This window comes from Kribbella sp. WER1 (genome assembly GCF_054189145.1).
Map to the genome: position 1 here is coordinate 1999523 of NZ_CM135186.1, position 16640 is coordinate 2016162.

15 protein-coding genes are annotated in these 16640 nt (G+C 70.2%); 8 read left to right on the forward strand and 7 right to left on the reverse strand.

The window, feature by feature from the left end; all coding sequences use genetic code 11:
- Window positions 1–57 precede the first annotated feature (57 nt).
- The 3 genes from kduI to ACXJJ3_RS09725 are packed head-to-tail and all read left to right on the forward strand — an operon-like array spanning window position 58 to window position 2409.
- Window positions 58–882 carry a 5-dehydro-4-deoxy-D-glucuronate isomerase gene (gene kduI, locus ACXJJ3_RS09715; RefSeq protein ID WP_458169637.1) on the forward strand — a complete coding sequence of 275 codons (825 nt, stop codon included), beginning with the start codon at window positions 58–60 and terminating at the stop codon, window positions 880–882.
- Window positions 879–1634 carry an SDR family oxidoreductase gene (locus ACXJJ3_RS09720; RefSeq protein ID WP_458169638.1) on the forward strand — a complete coding sequence of 252 codons (756 nt, stop codon included), beginning with the start codon at window positions 879–881 and terminating at the stop codon, window positions 1632–1634. The genes kduI and ACXJJ3_RS09720 overlap by 4 nt, the downstream gene beginning before the upstream one ends.
- 19 nt (window positions 1635–1653) lie before the next feature.
- Window positions 1654–2409 (forward strand): IclR family transcriptional regulator, encoded by a 756-nt coding sequence (locus tag ACXJJ3_RS09725; RefSeq protein ID WP_458169639.1) that lies wholly within the window; start codon window positions 1654–1656, stop codon window positions 2407–2409.
- Here ACXJJ3_RS09725 and ACXJJ3_RS09730 read toward each other — a convergent pair.
- The 5 genes from ACXJJ3_RS09730 to ACXJJ3_RS09750 are packed head-to-tail and all read right to left on the reverse strand — an operon-like array spanning window position 2374 to window position 7437.
- Window positions 2374–3585 (reverse strand): MFS transporter, encoded by a 1212-nt coding sequence (locus tag ACXJJ3_RS09730; protein WP_458169640.1) that lies wholly within the window; start codon window positions 3583–3585, stop codon window positions 2374–2376. The genes ACXJJ3_RS09725 and ACXJJ3_RS09730 overlap by 36 nt on opposite strands.
- Window positions 3586–3609: 24 nt before the next feature.
- Entirely contained in the window at window positions 3610–4833 is a 1224-nt protein-coding gene (locus ACXJJ3_RS09735) for an MFS transporter (protein ID WP_458169641.1), read from the reverse strand.
- Window positions 4830–5456, reverse strand: a complete 627-nt coding sequence (locus ACXJJ3_RS09740; RefSeq protein WP_458169642.1) for an MOSC domain-containing protein — start codon at window positions 5454–5456, stop codon at window positions 4830–4832. The genes ACXJJ3_RS09735 and ACXJJ3_RS09740 overlap by 4 nt, the downstream gene beginning before the upstream one ends.
- A gap of 41 nt (window positions 5457–5497) precedes the next feature.
- Window positions 5498–6859, reverse strand: coding sequence for an MFS transporter (locus tag ACXJJ3_RS09745; RefSeq protein ID WP_458169643.1), 1362 nt, complete (start codon window positions 6857–6859; stop codon window positions 5498–5500).
- Entirely contained in the window at window positions 6856–7437 is a 582-nt protein-coding gene (locus tag ACXJJ3_RS09750; RefSeq protein ID WP_458169644.1) for a TetR/AcrR family transcriptional regulator, read from the reverse strand. The genes ACXJJ3_RS09745 and ACXJJ3_RS09750 overlap by 4 nt, the downstream gene beginning before the upstream one ends.
- 169 nt (window positions 7438–7606) lie before the next feature.
- Between ACXJJ3_RS09750 and ACXJJ3_RS09755 the strand changes: the two genes are divergently transcribed.
- Window positions 7607–8590, forward strand: a complete 984-nt coding sequence (locus ACXJJ3_RS09755; protein WP_458169645.1) for a glycosyltransferase — start codon at window positions 7607–7609, stop codon at window positions 8588–8590.
- Entirely contained in the window at window positions 8587–11106 is a 2520-nt protein-coding gene (locus tag ACXJJ3_RS09760) for a YfhO family protein (protein WP_458169646.1), read from the forward strand. The genes ACXJJ3_RS09755 and ACXJJ3_RS09760 overlap by 4 nt, the downstream gene beginning before the upstream one ends.
- On the opposite strand, the gene ACXJJ3_RS09765 is transcribed toward ACXJJ3_RS09760, so the two are convergent.
- Window positions 11087–11995, reverse strand: a complete 909-nt coding sequence (locus ACXJJ3_RS09765) for an aminoglycoside phosphotransferase family protein (RefSeq protein WP_458169647.1) — start codon at window positions 11993–11995, stop codon at window positions 11087–11089. The two genes, ACXJJ3_RS09760 and ACXJJ3_RS09765, sit on opposite strands and share 20 nt — an antisense overlap.
- Window positions 11996–13885, reverse strand: a complete 1890-nt coding sequence (gene lepA / locus ACXJJ3_RS09770; protein WP_458169648.1) for a translation elongation factor 4 — start codon at window positions 13883–13885, stop codon at window positions 11996–11998.
- Between the two features lie 103 nt (window positions 13886–13988).
- On the opposite strand from lepA, the gene ACXJJ3_RS09775 reads away from it, so the two are divergent.
- From ACXJJ3_RS09775 to ACXJJ3_RS09785, 3 genes are read left to right on the forward strand one after another with little or no spacing between them, the layout of a single operon-like run.
- On the forward strand, window positions 13989–14888 hold the full coding sequence (locus ACXJJ3_RS09775) for a hypothetical protein (protein WP_458169649.1): 900 nt from the start codon (window positions 13989–13991) through the stop codon (window positions 14886–14888).
- A 33-nt stretch (window positions 14889–14921) separates the two neighbouring features.
- On the forward strand, window positions 14922–15437 hold the full coding sequence (locus ACXJJ3_RS09780; protein WP_458171875.1) for a SigE family RNA polymerase sigma factor: 516 nt from the start codon (window positions 14922–14924) through the stop codon (window positions 15435–15437).
- Complete coding sequence (locus tag ACXJJ3_RS09785; protein ID WP_458169650.1) at window positions 15434–16600, forward strand: hypothetical protein; 1167 nt, start codon at window positions 15434–15436, stop codon at window positions 16598–16600. The genes ACXJJ3_RS09780 and ACXJJ3_RS09785 overlap by 4 nt, the downstream gene beginning before the upstream one ends.
- Window positions 16601–16640 lie beyond the last annotated feature (40 nt).

A 16640-nucleotide genomic window follows, 5' to 3' on the forward strand; every position in this document is an offset into this window, starting at 1 on the left:
ATTTGCGGCGCCTGTTCCAGCGTTGACAGGCTGTTCTGCTGAGTAGAACCTAGTTCCGTGACTTTGCAGATCAGGCACGCCACCCATCCCGAGCAGCTGCCCGGCTTCGACACGGCCGCGCTGCGCCGCCACTACCTGGTGGACGACCTCTTCGTCCCCGGCACCGTCACCGCGGTGCTCACCCACCACGACCGGATCGTGCTGGCCGGCGCCCGTCCCGCCGACGGTCCGCTGGTCCTCGGCACCTACCCCGAACTGCGCAGCGAGTACTTCCTCGAACGCCGCGAGGCCGGCATCGTCAACGTCGGCGGACCCGGCACGGTCACCGCGGACGGCACGAAGTACGAGCTGACCACCGGCGCCTGCCTGTACGTCGGACGTGGCGTCGAGGAGGTCGTGTTCGACGGGCCGGACGCGGCGTTCTACGTGTTCTCGGCGCCCGCGCACACGACCTACCCGACGGCGCGGATCAACCCCGGCGAGGGCAACCGGATCGAGGCCGGCGACCCGCAGACCGCGAACCGGCGGACGATCGACCAGTACATCCACGCCGACGGCGTCCGGAGCTGCCAGGTCGTGCTCGGCGTGACCACCCTGCACGCGGGCAGCACCTGGAACACGATGCCCGCACACACCCACGACCGCCGGACCGAGTGCTATCTGTACTTCGGGCTGCCGGAGAGCGAGCGGATCGTCCACCTGCTCGGCGAGCCCGACGAGACGCGGCACCTGCTGGTCGCGGACTGGCAGGCGATCATCTCCCCCAGCTGGTCGATCCACTCCGGCTGCGGCACGTCGTCGTACAGCTTCGTCTGGGCGATGGCCGGTGAGAACCAGGCGTTCGGCGACATGGACGGTGTCGACGTCCGGGACCTGCGGTGACCTCCTTCAGTCTCGAAGGACGGACCGCGCTGGTCACCGGGGCCCGGCGCGGGATCGGGGCCGCGATCGCCGCCGGGTACGCCGCGGCCGGCGCCGAGCTGATCCTGCTGGCCCGGGACGCCGCGCTCGAGGACACCCTCGAGGCGATCAAGCGGAACGGCGGCGACGACGCGACGGTGGTGACCGCGGACTTCGCCGACCCGGCCGCGGTCGAACGGGCGGCGTTGCAGATTGTCGACAATCGGAACGTCGACATCCTGGTCAACAACGCCGGCACGATCCGGCGGGCGCCCGCGGCCGCGACGCCGACCGCCGACTGGCAGCACGTGATCGACGTGAACCTCAACTCCACCTGGGCGGTGACCCGGCCGGTCGGTGCCGCGATGGCCGAACGACGGGCCGGGAAGATCGTCACGATCGCCTCGCTGCTCAGCTTCCAGGGCGGGATCCGGGTCCCCGCCTACACGGCCAGCAAGCATGCGGTGGCCGGTCTCACCCGGGCGCTGGCCAACGAGTGGGGACCGGCCGGAGTACAGGTGAACGCGATCGCTCCCGGGTACATCAGTACCGACAACACCGCCGAACTGCGGGCCGACCGCGACCGGGAGGCGGCGATCCGGGAGCGCATCCCGGCCGGCCGCTGGGGGCGGCCGGAGGACGTCGTCGGCGCCGCGGTGTTCCTCGCGTCCGCTGCCGCCGATTACGTCAACGGGCACGTGCTCGCCGTCGACGGCGGCTGGTTGGCAAGATAGGGGTGGCAGGATGTCCGACATGAGTTCGCCCTCGGCCATCGACAAGACGCTGATGGTGCTGGACGCCGTACTGGAGCATTCGCGGTTCACCGACGTGGTGAACGCGACCGGCCTGGCCAAGTCGACCGTGCACCGGATCATGGCCTCGCTCGTCGAGCACGAGTTCGTCACGCAGGCCGACGACGGCTCCTACCACCCCGGCCCGAAGGCGCTCCGGCTCGCCGGGCACGCGCTGACGAACGTCGACCTGGCGACCGTGGCCCGCCCGGTGCTCGCCGACCTGGTCGCGCAGACCCGCTGCACGGTGCACGTCGGACTGCTGAACGGCGACGAGGCGATCTACGTCGCCCGGCTCGACGGCCCGAAGCCGTACCGGATGCCGTCCCGGGTCGGCAAGGCGATCTGGCTGCACTGCACCGGGATCGGCAAGGCGCTGCTCGCCGAGAAGGACGACGAGGCGCTCGACGTCCACATCACCCGGACCGGCCTCCCGGCGCGGACCCCGCTGACGCACACGAGCGCCGCCGCGCTGAAGGCCGACCTCTCGCAGACCCGCGCCCGCGGGTACGCGCTCGACGACGAGGAGAACGAGCCCGGCATCCGCTGCGTCGCCGCGGTCATCCACGACCACACCGGCGCCGCGATCGCCGCGGTCAGCATTTCCACGCTCTCCCTCGAGCAGTCGATCGCCCAGGTCGCCCTGATGGCACCCGCCGCGCTCGACGCCGCCCGGAAGATCTCAGCGGCTCTCGGCTACCGCGAGCCGACGGCCTGACGCCCACCGCACCACCGGCACGAACAGCGCGCCCGTGACGGCGAACCACACGCCCAGCACGATCCAGCCCGGTACGCCGAGGCCGAGCGGCAGCAACGCCATGATCGTCGGGGCGACCATCGAACTGACCGACGTGCTCGTGTTCCAGACGCCCTGGTACTGACCCTGCGCCTGCTCCCGGGCGAGGTCGAACCCGAGCAGGAACGAGCCCGACGACTGCAGCAACTCACCGGCCGTCTGCACCGCGGCAGCGACCACCAGGACCGCGACCGCCACGATCGCGTCCCCCACCGACGCCGACGCGAACAGCACCATCGATGCCAACAGCAACAACCCGGCGGTTCGGGTGGCCCGCGCGGCCGAGGCGGTGTCGACGATCCCGCGCGACGCCCGGACCTGCAGTACGGCGACCCCGGCCGCGTTCACGATCAGCGGTACGGCGGCGGCCCAGTGCGGCGCGTCGGTGTGTTCGACCACCCAGAGCGGGATCGCGATGTCGATCACCGAGAAGTGCAGGGAGATCGCGGCGTTCAGCGCGGCCACCGCGAGGTACCCGCGGTCGCGGAGCGCGATCCACACCGGCCCGTCGGTGCGCGGGTGCGGCGCGACCCGCGGTACGGCGAGCACGACAAGCGCCGCGACCACGCCGAGGACGACGTACACGCCGAACATCAGCCGGTACGACGTCGCCGTACCGACCGAGAGCGCGATCGCGCCGAGGCCGGCGCCCGCGGTGACGCCGATGTTGGTCATCGACCGCAGGTACGCGCGCGCGGCGACGCGTTCCGGGCCTTGGACGACGCCGGCGATGAGCGCGAACCGGACCGCGTTCGAGCCGCGGTCGAGGACGACGACCACGGTCGCGACCGCGAGGAACTGCCAGAACGTGCCGATCACGACGTACAGCAGGGCGGTCGCGGACATCGCCAGGCTGAGCACGACGAACAGCGTGCGCGGTCCGCGGCGGTCGGCGAGGTGGCCGAACGGGATGCTCGCCAGCAGGCCGAACAGCCCGGCGACGGTCAGGCCGAGACCGACCTGCGCCACCGACAACCCGACGACGCGGGTGAAGTACAGCACGCTGATCGTCATCAGCAGGCCGTTGCCGACCCGGCTGAGCAGGGTCGCCAACGCCAGTGGCCGGAGCGGTCCCGGAGCGGGTAGCAGCTTCCTCACCGGCTCATCATGGGCTATCTGCGACTAAGTCGCAACAAGTGCGCGGCGTTGCTCGGCCCAGCGGACGACCGGGACGAACAGGATTCCGACGACCGCGAACCACACCCCGAGGATGATCCAGCCGGGAACCCCGAGGCCCAGTGGGAGCAGGGCCAGCACGGTCGGGGCGACCATCGTGCTGATCGACATGCTGGTGTTCCAGACGCCTTGGTACTGCCCCTGGGCGTGACCGGGTGCGAGGTCGAAGCTGAGCAGGAACGAGCCGGACGACTGCAGCAGTTCGCCGATCACCTGGACGAACGCACCGACCGCGAGCAGCGCGACCGCGATCACCGCGTTGCCCCAGGTGGCGCCCGCCATCAGCACCATCGATGCCAGCAGCAACAGCCCCGCGGTCCGGGTGGCCCGGGCCGCGGTCGCCGGATCCGCGATGCCGCGCGACGACCGTACCTGGAACAGCGAGACCACCACGGTGTTGATGATCAGCAGCACCGCGACCGTCCAGCGCGGGGCGTCCGTGTGGTCGACGACCCACAGCGGGATCGCGACGTCGAGGACCGCGAAGTGGATGCTCATCCCCGCGTTCAGCGCCGCCACCGCCAGGTACGCCCGGTCCCGGAGCGCGATCCACACCGGCCCCTCGTCGTCGTGCGGCTGCGGCGCCACCCGCGGGATCGTCAGTACGACGAACGCCGCGACGCTGCTCAGTACGGCGTCGAGCACGAACATCAGCCGGTACGCCGTACCCGTGTCGAAGTGCAGCGCGAACGCGCCGATGCCCGCGCCGACCGTGATACCGATGTTCGTCACGGCCCGCAGGTACGCCCGCGCCGCGACCCGTCCGGCGCCGGTGGTGACCGCGGCGATCAAGGCCGCCCGGACCGCACCCGCGCCGCGGTCGATCATCGTCAGCACGATGCTCACCACGAGGAACTGCCAGAAGTTCTGCACGAACAGGTAGACCAGCGAGAACGCGCAGACCAGCAGGCTCAGGACGACGAACAGCCCGCGCGGTCCGCGGCGGTCGGCGAGATGCCCGAGCGGTACCGCGGACAGCAGGCCGAACAGTCCCGCGACCGTCAGCCCGAGGCCGATCTGCGCGATGCTGAGGCCGACGATCCGGTTGAAGTACAGGACGCTGACCGTCATCAGCAGGCCGTTCCCGACCCGGCTGAGCAGGGTGGCGAGCGCGAGCGGACGCAGCGGTCCTGGCGCCGGCAGCACTCCCTGGGGCGCGGGCGCGCTCATCCGCGGGCCACGACGCGGCGCGCGTTGTCGCGCAACTCCTCCATCAGGTCGACGCCGGAGTCGAGCATGCGTTGCATCTTGGCGGGATCCTCCAGGGCGAACATGAGCGCGACTGTGACCTCGTGGTCCGGCCGGCTGACGATCTCGATCGGGTCGCCGGCGCCGATCGAGCCGGTGCGGAGCACCTTCAGATACGCGCCGGGGCGACCGGCCTGGTGGAAGCGCTTGACCCAGCGCGGGAGCTGCATCCGGTGCTGGAACGTGATGCACGGGATCCGCGGCGCGCGCACCATCAACTCGACCTCGGGGCCGATCCGCCAGACCTCGCCGAGCAGGGCGCCGTTCACGTCGAGGCCCTCGGTCCGGAGGTTCTCGCCGAACAGGCCGGCCGGGATGTCGCGGCCGAGTTCGTCCGCCCACCAGCGGGCGTCCTCGTCGGCGTACGCGTAGAGGGCCAGGTCCGGGCCACCGTGGTTCTTGGTGTCGCAGACGCGGTCGCCCGCCAGGCCGAGCTCACCCACGCGGACGCGTCCGGTCTGGGGGCGTTTGTCGATCGCGGTGAAGCCGGTCTCCTTCGGGCCCGGGATCAGCTCCTCGACCACGTTGACCGTCAGCACCCGCATACCCGCATCCTCTCCCGGCGTCGCGGCGGTTTCCACCGGTTTTAGCGGGGTTTGAGCGGCAGTACGGCGATGATCAGCAACGTCGCCGTCGTCGCCGCGGCACCGATCCACGCGGCGGCGCCGTACCCGGACTCGCGCGGGAAGACGCCGGTGGTGTGGGCGGCGAGGATCAGCCCGCCGAGCGCGCTGCCGGTGGAGAAGCCGACGCTGCGGACGACGGCGTTCACGCTCATCGCGCTGGCGGTCTCGGCCTTCGGCGTCACCGCGAGGATGACCGAGGGCATCGCGGCCGAGAACGCGCCGACGCCGAAGCCGAGGATGCCGATGGCAGCAATCGGTTCGACCAGGTGTGAGCGGGCGACTGCGAAGAGTACGAACGCGGCAAGGACGAACGCGGTACTTGCCGTCAGCAACAGGCGGGCGCCGAGGCGGTCGCGCCACTGCGGGACCAGCCGGCCGGCGACGAAGCCGAGGACCGAGAACGGGACCAGGACGAGCCCGGCCTCGAAGGTGTTCAGGCCGAAGCCGTAGCCGGCCGCGGCCGGGGTCTGGACGTAGCGGGTGATCAGGCTGAAGAGCAGGTACATGCCGACGCCGCCGGTGAGCATCACCAGGTTCGCGGCGGCGACCGCAGGGTGGCGGAGCAGTTTGATGTCGACGAGCGGGTGCTCCGTGCGCAGCTCGAGGAACGTCCAGCCGACGAGCAGCAGGATCGCTGCGACCAGGATGGCGACCGCCGCAGCGGGGTTGGCGGTCCAGAGGCTGGTTTCGCCGATCACCAGGAGCAGCGCGGGGAGGGCGATCGCGAGCAGGACGGCACCGCGGACGTCCAGGCGGGTCCGCGGGCGGTCCGGCGCCTGCGGGAGGATCACGAGCGCCGCTGCGAAAGCGGCCGCGGTGATCAGCAGGCCGAGGCCGTACGCCGCCCGTACGCCGGCCCAGTCCGTCAACAGACCGCACAACGGGTAGCCGATGCCGATACCCGCGGTCGTGGTGACCGAGAGCAGCGCGATCGTCCGCGCCGCCCGATGCTCGTCCAGATGGTCCCGCGCCACCGCCATCATCAACACGACCAGCCCGAGCCCGGACCCCTGCAGCGCCCGCCCGACCAGCAGGAACGCGAACGGCAACGGAAGCACGGTCAGCAAACTGCCGACCACCTCCGCCCCCAACATCCACAACACAACCTCCCGCCGCCGAGCCCCCGCCCCCAACCGCCCGAACACCGGCGTCGCCACCGCCCCCGCCAGCAAAGCAATCGTCAGGGTCCACTGCGAAGCCGCCAACGAAACGCCGTAAACCTCAGCCACCGCCGTGATCAGAGGCGCCCCCAAGCTCCCGACAACAGCCCCGACCAACCCCACAGAAACCGAAAACCCCACCAGCACCCTGGGGTTGGTCATTGGTTCGTCTCGGTGGTGATGTGGTTGAAGAGGCCTGGTTTGATGCGGGTTCTGGCTTGGTGGGACCAGGGTTCGTCGACCTGGGGCAGGTCGAGGGCGGCGTTGGTGTTGAGGAGCATGCCGAACGCCAGGAAAGCCTTCACGGTGACCGGGTCGAGCTGCGCCGTGTCGGCGACGGACTGCCAGAGGCGGGCGAAGCTGGCGCGGACGGCGTCGCGGATTTCGCCTGCGCCGGCGGCCGCGGCGGCGGTGCCCTGGAGTTGGAGGAGGAGCGTCGTACGGTCGGCGAGCATGTCGTTGTACTCCTGGCCCATCGCCGTCAGCGCCTCGATCCCGCTCGTCCCGCCGGCGGCCGCGATCATCGCGAGCCGCATCCGCTCGAACGCCGCGTCCACGCACTCCAGGAACAACTGCTTCTTCGTCCCGAACAGCCGGAACACGTACGCCTGGGTGATCCCCGCCCGGCGCGCGATCGTCTCGGTCGAGGCGCCGTACAGCCCAGCCGCGGCGAACTCCTCCTCGGCGATCGCCAGCACCTGCTCGCGCCGCTCCCGACCACTCATCCGTGCCGCCGTCATGACCCCCAAGTTAGTAGGTAGTAACCACTAACTACAACCAATTCCCTGACCCGTGGTGAGCATCACGTCGCGGTCCGGAAATCTTTCCGGTCTAGATGAGAATTTTGGCGTTTCCGGCAACCAAACCGCGAGTCCGGAGCATCTCTGGTATGTACCTCGGGGGAGTTCGATGGAGGGGACAGGAGCTGTGGGGGACGTCGAGATCGCGGTGATCGTGCCGTGCTACAACGAGGCTGCGGCCGTCCGGAAGGTGGTCACCGAGCTCCGCGAGTCGTTGCCCACGGCGCGGATCTACGTGTACGACAACAACTCGACCGACGGCACCGGGGCGATCGCCGCGGAGGCCGGCGCGATCGTGCGCCGGGTGACGCGCAAGGGCAAGGGCAACGTGGTACGCCGGGCCTTCGCCGACGTCGAGGCCGACGTGTACGTGCTGATCGACGGCGACGACACCTACGACGCGGCCCGCGCCGCCGAGCTGGTCGAGGTGCTGCTGACCGGGCCGTACGACCACGTCGTCGGCGTCCGCCGGCACTCGAACGTGGCGGCGTACCGGCCGGGTCACACGCTCGGGAACCGGATGCTGACCGGCGCCGTCGGCTCGCTGTTCGGGCGCGACATCACCGACATGCTGAGTGGGTACCGCGCGTTCTCGCGGCGGTACGTGAAGTCGTTCCCGGCGCTGGCGCAGGAGTTCGAGATCGAGACCGAGCTGACCATCCACTCGCTGCACCTGCGGGTCCCGGTCGCCGAGGTCGAGGTCGGGTACAAGGAGCGGCCGGAGGGCGGCGAGAGCAAGCTCCGCACGTACCGCGACGGCATCCGGATCCTGCGCTGGATCCTGCACCTGGCGCGACTCGAGCGGCCGACGCTGTTCCACGGCGTGCTCGCCGCGGTCTGCGGGCTGCTCGCACTGGTCCTCGGGCTGCCGGTCGTGCTGGAGTACCTCGACACCGGGCTGGTGCCACGGTTCCCGACGGCGATCCTGGCGTCGACGATCGGGCTGGTCGCGATCCTGCTCGCGGTTCTCGGCTACCTGCTCGACGCGCTCGGCCGGAGCCGGCAGGAGGCGGCGCGGCTGAGCTACCTCAAACATCCGGCGCCGACGCAGTTGCTGGAGTCCGGGGCCGACGAGTTCCGGACGGTCGGATGAGGCGCGGTTTCGCCGCCCGGGTCCGGCGGCAGTGGCCGGTGCTGGTGGCCGCTGTCGCGACCGGGCTGACGTTCGTGATCAGCGGCATCATCCGCGGCACGTATCCGTTCGGGGACGGCCCGCGGAGCACCAACGACCTCGGCCAGCAGTTCGTCCCGATGTACGCGCACTATCGCGACGTGCTCACAGGCCAGGGCGTCGGGGATCTATTGTTCAACTGGTCGGGCGGCTTCGGCGTACCGTTCCTGGGCGACTTCATGGCGTACGTCGGCTCGACGCTGTCGTGGACGGTGCTGCTGTTCCCACGGGACCACATCGACCTCGCGCTGTTCCTGGTCGACGTCCTCGCGATCGCGCTCGCGGCCGGGGCGATGACGGCGTACCTGCGCCGGCTGCGGCCGGGCCCGGCGTGGATCGCGGTGGTCGCGGGCATCTCGTACGGCGCGTGCGGCTGGGCGATCGACGACGCGGCGTACATGAGCGTCTGGCTGAACGGGCTGGTCGCGTTCCCGGTCATCTGCCTGCTCTGCGAGTGGATCCTCAGCCGGCGGACGATCGCCTCGCTGGTGGTCACGCCGTTCGTGGTCGCGCTGTTGTGGACGTCGCACTTCTACACGGTGTACATGGCAACGATCGGCGCCGCGATCGTCGTGGTGGCAAGGATCCTGGCGTACGACGCGAGCGTGTCGTGGCGCAGCCGGCTGACCGGCGGAGTCCGCTGCATCGTTGCCGTCGGCATCGGGATCGGACTGGCGGCGCCGTTGCTGCTGCCGACGTTCCGGATCGTGCAGGCCGCGCGGCCGAGCCCGGACGTCGCGTTCCGGCCGATCGGTATGGTCGACTTCCTGGCCCGGTTGCTGCCCGGGAGCGAGGGCGTCGGGGCCTCCCCCGGGCTCGCGGTCGGCACGGTGCTGTTACTGCTCGCGGTCAGTTTTCCCTTCAACCGGGCGGTTCCCGGCCGGGAGCGGATCGTGTGGACGGCGGCGGTCGCGCTGACCGTGCTCAGCATGCAGATCGATTTCACGCACGACGTCTGGCACGGGTTCGACACCCCGAACGGCAGCCAGTACCGGCAGGCGTTCATCGTCGCCGGTCTGCTGGTGATCGTCGGCTGGCTGTCGGCGGCCGCGGGCCTCCGGACGGTGCTCGCGGTCGCCGCGCCGGTCGGCGTCGTACTCGTCCTGTACCTGGTGATGTGGAACGTCCGGAGCACGACCACGACCACGCGGATCGTCGTACCGCTGCTGATCGTGGTCGCGGCCGGCGCCTGGCTGACGAGCCGCCGGCCGGACCGGCTGCGACGGGTCGCCGGCGCGCTCCTGGTCGGCGCGGTGATCGCCGAGGTGTCGGTCTCGTCGGCGGCGATCGACGCGCAGCGGGGCAAGATCCTGTCCGCGAAGGCGCCGTGGGGCGAGCAGCACACGGCGATCCGGGGGCTGGTGGAGTCGGCGGCGGACTGGCCGACGTACCGGACGGCGCCGGGTGCGGACCGGACCGTCAACGATCCGATGCTGATCGGCGGGCAGGGGCCGCAGTACTACTCGAGCACGATCCCCGATCGGGTGTCGCAGCAGCTGCTCGACTTGGGGTTCGGGTACAGCTCGTACGGGCGGGCCACGATCGATCCGCAGAACCCGGTCGTCGACGCCGCGTTCGCGATCCACCACCGGGTCGTGGTCGACGACGTACCGAAGCTCGAGACGTACGACGCCCCGCCGCTGGTGACGGTGAGGCCGGCGAAGCCGTTCATCTCGGGCGATCCGGGGCCGTTCGGGGCTCAGGAGACCGCGCTGGGCGCCGACGTCTACACGATCCCGAAGGTGCTCGGCGAGAAGGATCCGGATGCGACGGTCTCGGATCGGCGCGGCGGGCTGACGATCACGCCGACGCCCGGTGCCACGCGGCCGATCGAGACGCGGCTGCACGCGACGTGTACGCCGGGTTCGGAGGTCTGGTTCGCGGCACCGACGTACGTCGGCGACGTCCTGGTCGACGGCCGCGGCTGGGTGACGAACCTGGCGGGGACCGCGAAGAGCCCGGGTATCTACTCCGGTGCGCCGATGCGCCGGGTCGGGACGGCCGGCGCCGACGGCAAGGTCGCCGTGACGCTCCGGCTCGCGGCGCGGACGAAGCTGCCGTCGTCGCCGATCGGCTGCCTGCACCGGGACCGGCTCGACGCCGCCGTCACCCAGCTCGGCGCCCACCAGGCGTCCGCGGTGAGCGTCGGCGGGCACAGCGTTCACGTCCGGCTGCAGCCCGGCGAGGCCGCGGCGGTCGTGATCGCGGTGGTCCGGATCGACGGCTGGCGTTGCTCCGTGGACGGCAAGGCGAGCCGCAATCCGGGCACTCGCGGGGGCCTGATCGCGGTCGCGGCACCAGCCGGCGCGTCCGAGGTCTCGTGTTCGTACCGGCCCGTCGGGGCGCGGATGGGGCTGGCCGTCGGGGCGGTCGCGTTGCTCGGGCTGCTGGCGGTGGCCTTCGTACTGCGGCGGCGTACTAGGACTGGATCGCTTTGACGATCGCGATGTTCCGGGTCAGCCAGTCCTGCGGGAGCGACTCGTCGGCGCTGGTGGACTCCAGCGTCCACAGGACGTTCAGCATCTGCCGGACGATCACCCAGTCGCGGGCACGGTCCTCGTCGAACCCGGCCGCGTCGACCGTCGTCCAGAACCGCTGCCGGATCGCGAACCGCAGGTCGTGTGCGGCAGCGACCTCGTCCCAGCGGTTCCAGACCAGCGGCGCGACCTCGAAGTGCGGGTCGCCGGACAGTGGCTTCGGGTCGATCACCAGCCACGGTTCGCGGTCGGCGGCGAGCATGTTCTCGTAGTGCAGGTCGGTGTGGATCAGCCGCCCGTCGGTGGCCGGGTCCGCGACGAAGTCCGACGCCAGCGAGATCGCCTGCTCGACGTACCGGTGCGGCACCGGCGCGGACGCCGGGAGCTGCTTGAACCGCTCGACCCAGCGCGCCAGCTCGCCGGACAGCGTCCGGTACTGCGGGCCGGCCGGTACATGCAGCCGCTTGTAGGTCTGGCCAACGATCTCGCAGGCGTCCAGGGCGTCGACCGTGGTCAGGTCGCGGGGATGCAGCCGCTCCAGCAGCAGCGCGAACCGCCGCGGGTCCGCGCGCAGCAGCTGGACGGTGCCGTTACCGGCCCAGTCACGCAGCGCGAGATGCTCGGTCTCCGCCTCCCAGTGCGGGAACTGCACCTTCAGGACGGCGCTCTTGCCCTCGGCAAGCACCGGCACGACGAGCGCACAGTTGCCGTACGCCGCCGTACCGTCGACCGTCAGGCCCCACTCGTCGAGCAACTCCCGGACCAGCCGCGGCAGCCGGTCCAGCCAGTCGGCCCAGTCCGGCCCGCGCGAGGCGACGACCAGCAGACCGGCCGGGATCTCGAGCGGCACCTACTTCTTGCCCGCCTTCTCCGGGGCGTCGGACGTCCGGAGGGCAGCGATGAAGGCCTCCTGCGGGACCTCGACGCGGCCCACCATCTTCATCCGCTTCTTGCCTTCCTTCTGCTTCTCGAGCAGCTTGCGCTTCCGGGTGATGTCACCGCCGTAGCACTTCGCGAGGACGTCCTTGCGGATCGCGCGGATCGTCTCCCGGGCGATCACCCGGGACCCGATCGCGGCCTGGATCGGCACCTCGAACTGCTGCCGCGGGATCAGCTCCTTGAGCTTGCCGGCCAGCGCCACGCCGTACCCGTAGGCGCTGTCGCGGTGCACGATCGCGGAGAACGCGTCCACGGTCTCGCCGTGCAGCAGGATGTCGACCTTCACCAGCTGCGCGGCCTGCTCGCCGGTCGGCTCGTAGTCCAGCGACGCGTAGCCCTTGGTCTTCGACTTCAGCTGGTCGAAGAAGTCGAACACGATCTCGGCCAGCGGCAGCGTGTAGCGCAGCTCGACCCGGTCCTCGGACAGGTAGTCCATACCGTTCAGCGCGCCGCGCTTCTGCTGGCACAGCTCCATGATCGCGCCGATGTAGTCGCTCGGGCTCAGGATCGTCGCCTTCACGACCGGCTCGTAGACCTCGTCGATCTTGCCCTCGGGGAACTCGCTCGGGTTCGTGACGACGTGCTCGGACCCGTCCTCCATCGCCACCCGGTAGACCACGTTCGGCGCGGTCGAGATCAGGTCCAGGTTGAACTCGCGCTCGAGCCGCTCGCGGACGATCTCCATGTGCAGCAGCCCGAGGAACCCGCAGCGGAACCCGAACCCGAGCGCACCCGAGGTCTCCGGCTCGTACTGCAGGGCGGCGTCGTTCAGCTGCAGCTTGTCCAGCGCGTCGCGGAGCGTCGGGTAGTCGTCGCCGTCGATCGGGTACAGACCGGCGTACACCATCGGCTGCGGGTGCTTGTAGCCGCCGAGCGCCTCGGTGGCGCCGTTCACGTTCGACGTGACGGTGTCACCGACGCGGGACTGGCGGACGTCCTTCACGCCGGTGATCAGGTAACCGACCTCACCCACGCCGATACTCTGCGTCTTGCTCGGCTCCGGAGAGATCACCCCGACCTCGAGCATCTCGTGCACCGCGCCGGTGGACATCATCTTGATCCGGTCCCGGTGCGTCAGCTCGCCGTCGACCACCCGGACGTAGGTGACCACGCCGCGGTACGTGTCGTAGACCGAGTCGAAGATCAGTGCCCGCGGCGGCGCGTCCTTGACACCCTTCGGCGGCTCGATCTGCGCGACGATCTCGCTCAGCAGGTCCTCGACGCCCTCGCCGGTCTTCGCCGACACCTTGAGCACGTCGGACGGGCTGCAGCCGATGATGTTCGCGAGCTCCTCGGAGTACTTCTCCGGCTGCGCGCTCGGCAGATCGATCTTGTTCAGCACCGGGATGATGTGCAGGTCCGCGTTCAGCGCGAGGTACAGGTTCGCGAGCGTCTGCGCCTCGATCCCCTGCGCGGCGTCGACCAGCAGGACGGCACCCTCGCACGCCTCCAGCGACCGGGACACCTCGTAGGTGAAGTCGACGTGACCGGGAGTGTCGATCATGTTCAGGATGTACGTCGTACCGTCCGGGGCGAGCAGGCCGCCCGGGGTGTCCGGGCCGGGCGTGAACGGCAGCCGGACCGCCTGCGACTTGATCGTGATGCCGCGCTCGCGCTCGATGTCCATCCGGTCGAGGTACTGCGCCCGCATCGAGCGGTCGTCGACCACTCCGGTGATCTGCAGCATCCGGTCGGCCAGCGTCGACTTGCCGTGGTCGATGTGGGCGATGATGCAGAAGTTCCGGATCAGCGACGGGTCGGTACGACCCGGCTGCGGCACTTTCGTGGGGCCAACGGGCACGGAGGGGGTCCAGTTCTGGTCTCGGGTGTTATCCGCCCAATCATCCCATGACGGTCCAGCGGATTCGAAAATCGCTGGCGGCGGCCCGCTAGCGTGGTGACGTATGGCGCATGCTGCTGGGGTCCGGTTGCCCTATTCCGATCTCCCTTCGAGGGTCCGCGCGTGGGTCGAGCGCACGCTCGGCTCGGTCGTGGTCTCGGCGAGCACTCAGCAGGGCGGCTTCTCCCCCGGCACGGCGGCCCGCCTGGTCACGGCCTCCGGCCGCCGGGCGTTCGTGAAGGCCGTCGGGACGTCGCTGAACCCGAAGACGCCGGAGCTGTTCCGGCTGGAGATCACCGCGATGCAGGCGATCGGCCGGCTCCCGATGGCGCCCGAGCTCTACGAGGCGTACGACGACGGCGACTGGGTCGGGATGCTCTTCGAGGACATCGACGGACGACTGCCGGCGCATCCGTGGGAACAGCACGACGCGGACCGGGTCCTGGACGCGCTGGCGGAGCTGACCGACGTACTGGACCCGTCGCCGTGGCCGGACGCTCCCGTGGTCGCCGTACGGAGCCATGACTTCCTGAGCCGGTGGGAGAAGGTGCTGGCGGACGGTACGGCCGTACCGTCGTGGGTTGATCCGGAGGAGTTCGCGGAGCTGGCCCGGACGGGGCGACGGGCGCTGGCCGAGGGCAAGGCGTTGGCGCACTACGACCTGCGGGCCGACAACATCATCCTGACCGACGACCGGGTGGTTTTCATCGACTGGGCGCACCCGGGCCTGGCGCCGCGCTGGACGGACACGGCGATCCTGCAGGCGGAGATGCGCGGCTCGGTCACTCTCCCAGAGCTCCCGGACGACGAGGCGATCACGGGGTTCATTGCAGCCATCGCGGGCGGCCTGTGGTGGGGTTCTGCGCAGCCTGCGCCACCGGGGATCCCTACGATGCGCACATGGCAGCGCGAGAGTGCCCTGGTTCATCTGAACTGGGTACGGGACCGGATGCAGCGTTCTTGAGCCACGCGCGTCTGTAGCGGTGTGACGAATCCAATGGTGAGCATCAGCCGCCCGGCTCGTGTGGACGCACACGGGGCCGTTTCGGCGCTCTACCAGCAGCACTGGGTCGGGCTGCTCCGGCTGGCGGTGCTGATGGTGGACGACCGGCAGGCGGCAGAGGACGTCGTACAGGAGGCTTTTGCCGAGATGTACCGGCACTGGCCGCTGCGGGGGTCCGATGCCGCCCTGGCCTACCTGCGGACGGCGGTGGTGAACCGCAGCAGGTCGGTACTGCGCCGGCGCAAGGTGGCGCGGCTGTACATCCCGCCGCACCAGGCGCCGAACGCCTCCGCCGAGAGCGACGCGGTATTGGGCGAGGAACGCTCACAGGTCCAGCAGGCGCTCCAGGCGCTGCCACGACGTACCCGCGAGGTCCTCGTGCTCCGGTATTACCTCGATCTGCCGTTCGCGGAGATCGCCCAGACCCTCGGGATCAGCGAATCCTCCGCCCGCGCCACCTCCTCGCGCGGTATCGCCGCCCTGACCGAACGCCTGAAGGAACTGCGATGACCGACACCGAGACCCGCCTGCGCGACTACCTGCACTCCGAGGCCGCGACCGTCCCCGACTCCGCCCAAGGCCCCGGCTTCGAACCACCAGTACGCCGCCGGCACTGGCCGGTCCTCGCCAGCGCGGCGGCGATCGGCGTGATCCTGGTCCTCACGGTGACCTTCCTGACCCGCGTTTCGCCCGGCACCTCGGTCCCGATCCCGGCCGGTCCGCCCCCGGGCCCGGTGTCCCATGCGGCGCCGGACGTCCCGTACGTCGTCATGGCCGGCGACACCTGGACCGATTTGAAGGCGACGCTGCACGACGGCGGTCAGACGCTCAAGGTCCCCGCCGGCGTCGGCAGCTTCGCCGGCCGCGTCGACGGTGGCTGGTTCGGCACGAAAATGGGCAAGGGTGCGCAGGCAGCCGTCCTGACCGCCGACGGCACGGTCCGGACGTTCGGGCCGACACAGATTGAGCTGGGGGTCCTCTCGCCGGACCACCGGCAGGCCGCCGTCATCCAGCATCTCGACGACAAGGCCAGGATCGCGGTCCTCGACATCAAGTCCGGCAAAGAGCTGTCGCACAGCCCTTTGCTGCCGGGTCAGCCTGCCAACCTGGTCTGGAACCAGAGCGGGATCTGGATCCGCGTCGACCAGTTCGGCGGCCCGAACCAGCCCGTCACCTACGAGCTCTACACCTGGCGGCCGAAGTCCGACAAGGCCAACCGGGTGCCGTTGGCGCACTACGACGGCGGGCTGATGGCTGCCGGTGCGACCGACGTCGTCGCGGTGACGACGCGACAGGGCAACAACCGGTGCCTGGAAGCGGGGGTACTGCGCGACGGGAAGCTCGACGTCACCCGCGAGTACTGCGATGTCGCTGCCGCCGCGACGTACCCGGTGCTGTCACAGGACGGGCGGACGCTGGTGAGCAGCGACGTGAAGCTGGCTATCGACGTCGAGTCCGGTAAGCAGACGAAGCTGCAACTGCCGGCCAAGGTCGTGGTGACGTCGTTCCCGACGCCGGTGTTCGAGAACGTGAGCCAGGTGCTGGTGGTGACTCGCCCGGCTGGCAACAACCGTCGGCCGGTCACGGACACGGTCTATCGCTGTGACGTCCGAAGTGGTGAGTGTGCGGCCGTGTTGAGTGCAAAGGGCGGCGTAACGCTGTACGAGCGGTGAAAGGGCGGCCCGGCCGTGTGGCCGGGCCGCCCTTACTGCT

Coding starts and splice junctions, on each gene's coding strand:
- ACXJJ3_RS09725 (WP_458169639.1), top strand. CDS start 1,654: ATGAGTTCGCCCTCGGCCATCGACAAGACGCTGATGGTGCTGGACGCC.
- ACXJJ3_RS09735 (WP_458169641.1), bottom strand. CDS start 4,833: ATGAGCGCGCCCGCGCCCCAGGGAGTGCTGCCGGCGCCAGGACCGCTG.
- ACXJJ3_RS09740 (WP_458169642.1), bottom strand. CDS start 5,456: ATGCGGGTGCTGACGGTCAACGTGGTCGAGGAGCTGATCCCGGGCCCG.
- ACXJJ3_RS09745 (WP_458169643.1), bottom strand. CDS start 6,859: ATGACCAACCCCAGGGTGCTGGTGGGGTTTTCGGTTTCTGTGGGGTTG.
- ACXJJ3_RS09750 (WP_458169644.1), bottom strand. CDS start 7,437: ATGACGGCGGCACGGATGAGTGGTCGGGAGCGGCGCGAGCAGGTGCTG.
- ACXJJ3_RS09755 (WP_458169645.1), top strand. CDS start 7,607: ATGGAGGGGACAGGAGCTGTGGGGGACGTCGAGATCGCGGTGATCGTG.
- ACXJJ3_RS09760 (WP_458169646.1), top strand. CDS start 8,587: ATGAGGCGCGGTTTCGCCGCCCGGGTCCGGCGGCAGTGGCCGGTGCTG.
- ACXJJ3_RS09775 (WP_458169649.1), top strand. CDS start 13,989: ATGGCGCATGCTGCTGGGGTCCGGTTGCCCTATTCCGATCTCCCTTCG.
- ACXJJ3_RS09780 (WP_458171875.1), top strand. CDS start 14,922: ATGGTGAGCATCAGCCGCCCGGCTCGTGTGGACGCACACGGGGCCGTT.
- ACXJJ3_RS09785 (WP_458169650.1), top strand. CDS start 15,434: ATGACCGACACCGAGACCCGCCTGCGCGACTACCTGCACTCCGAGGCC.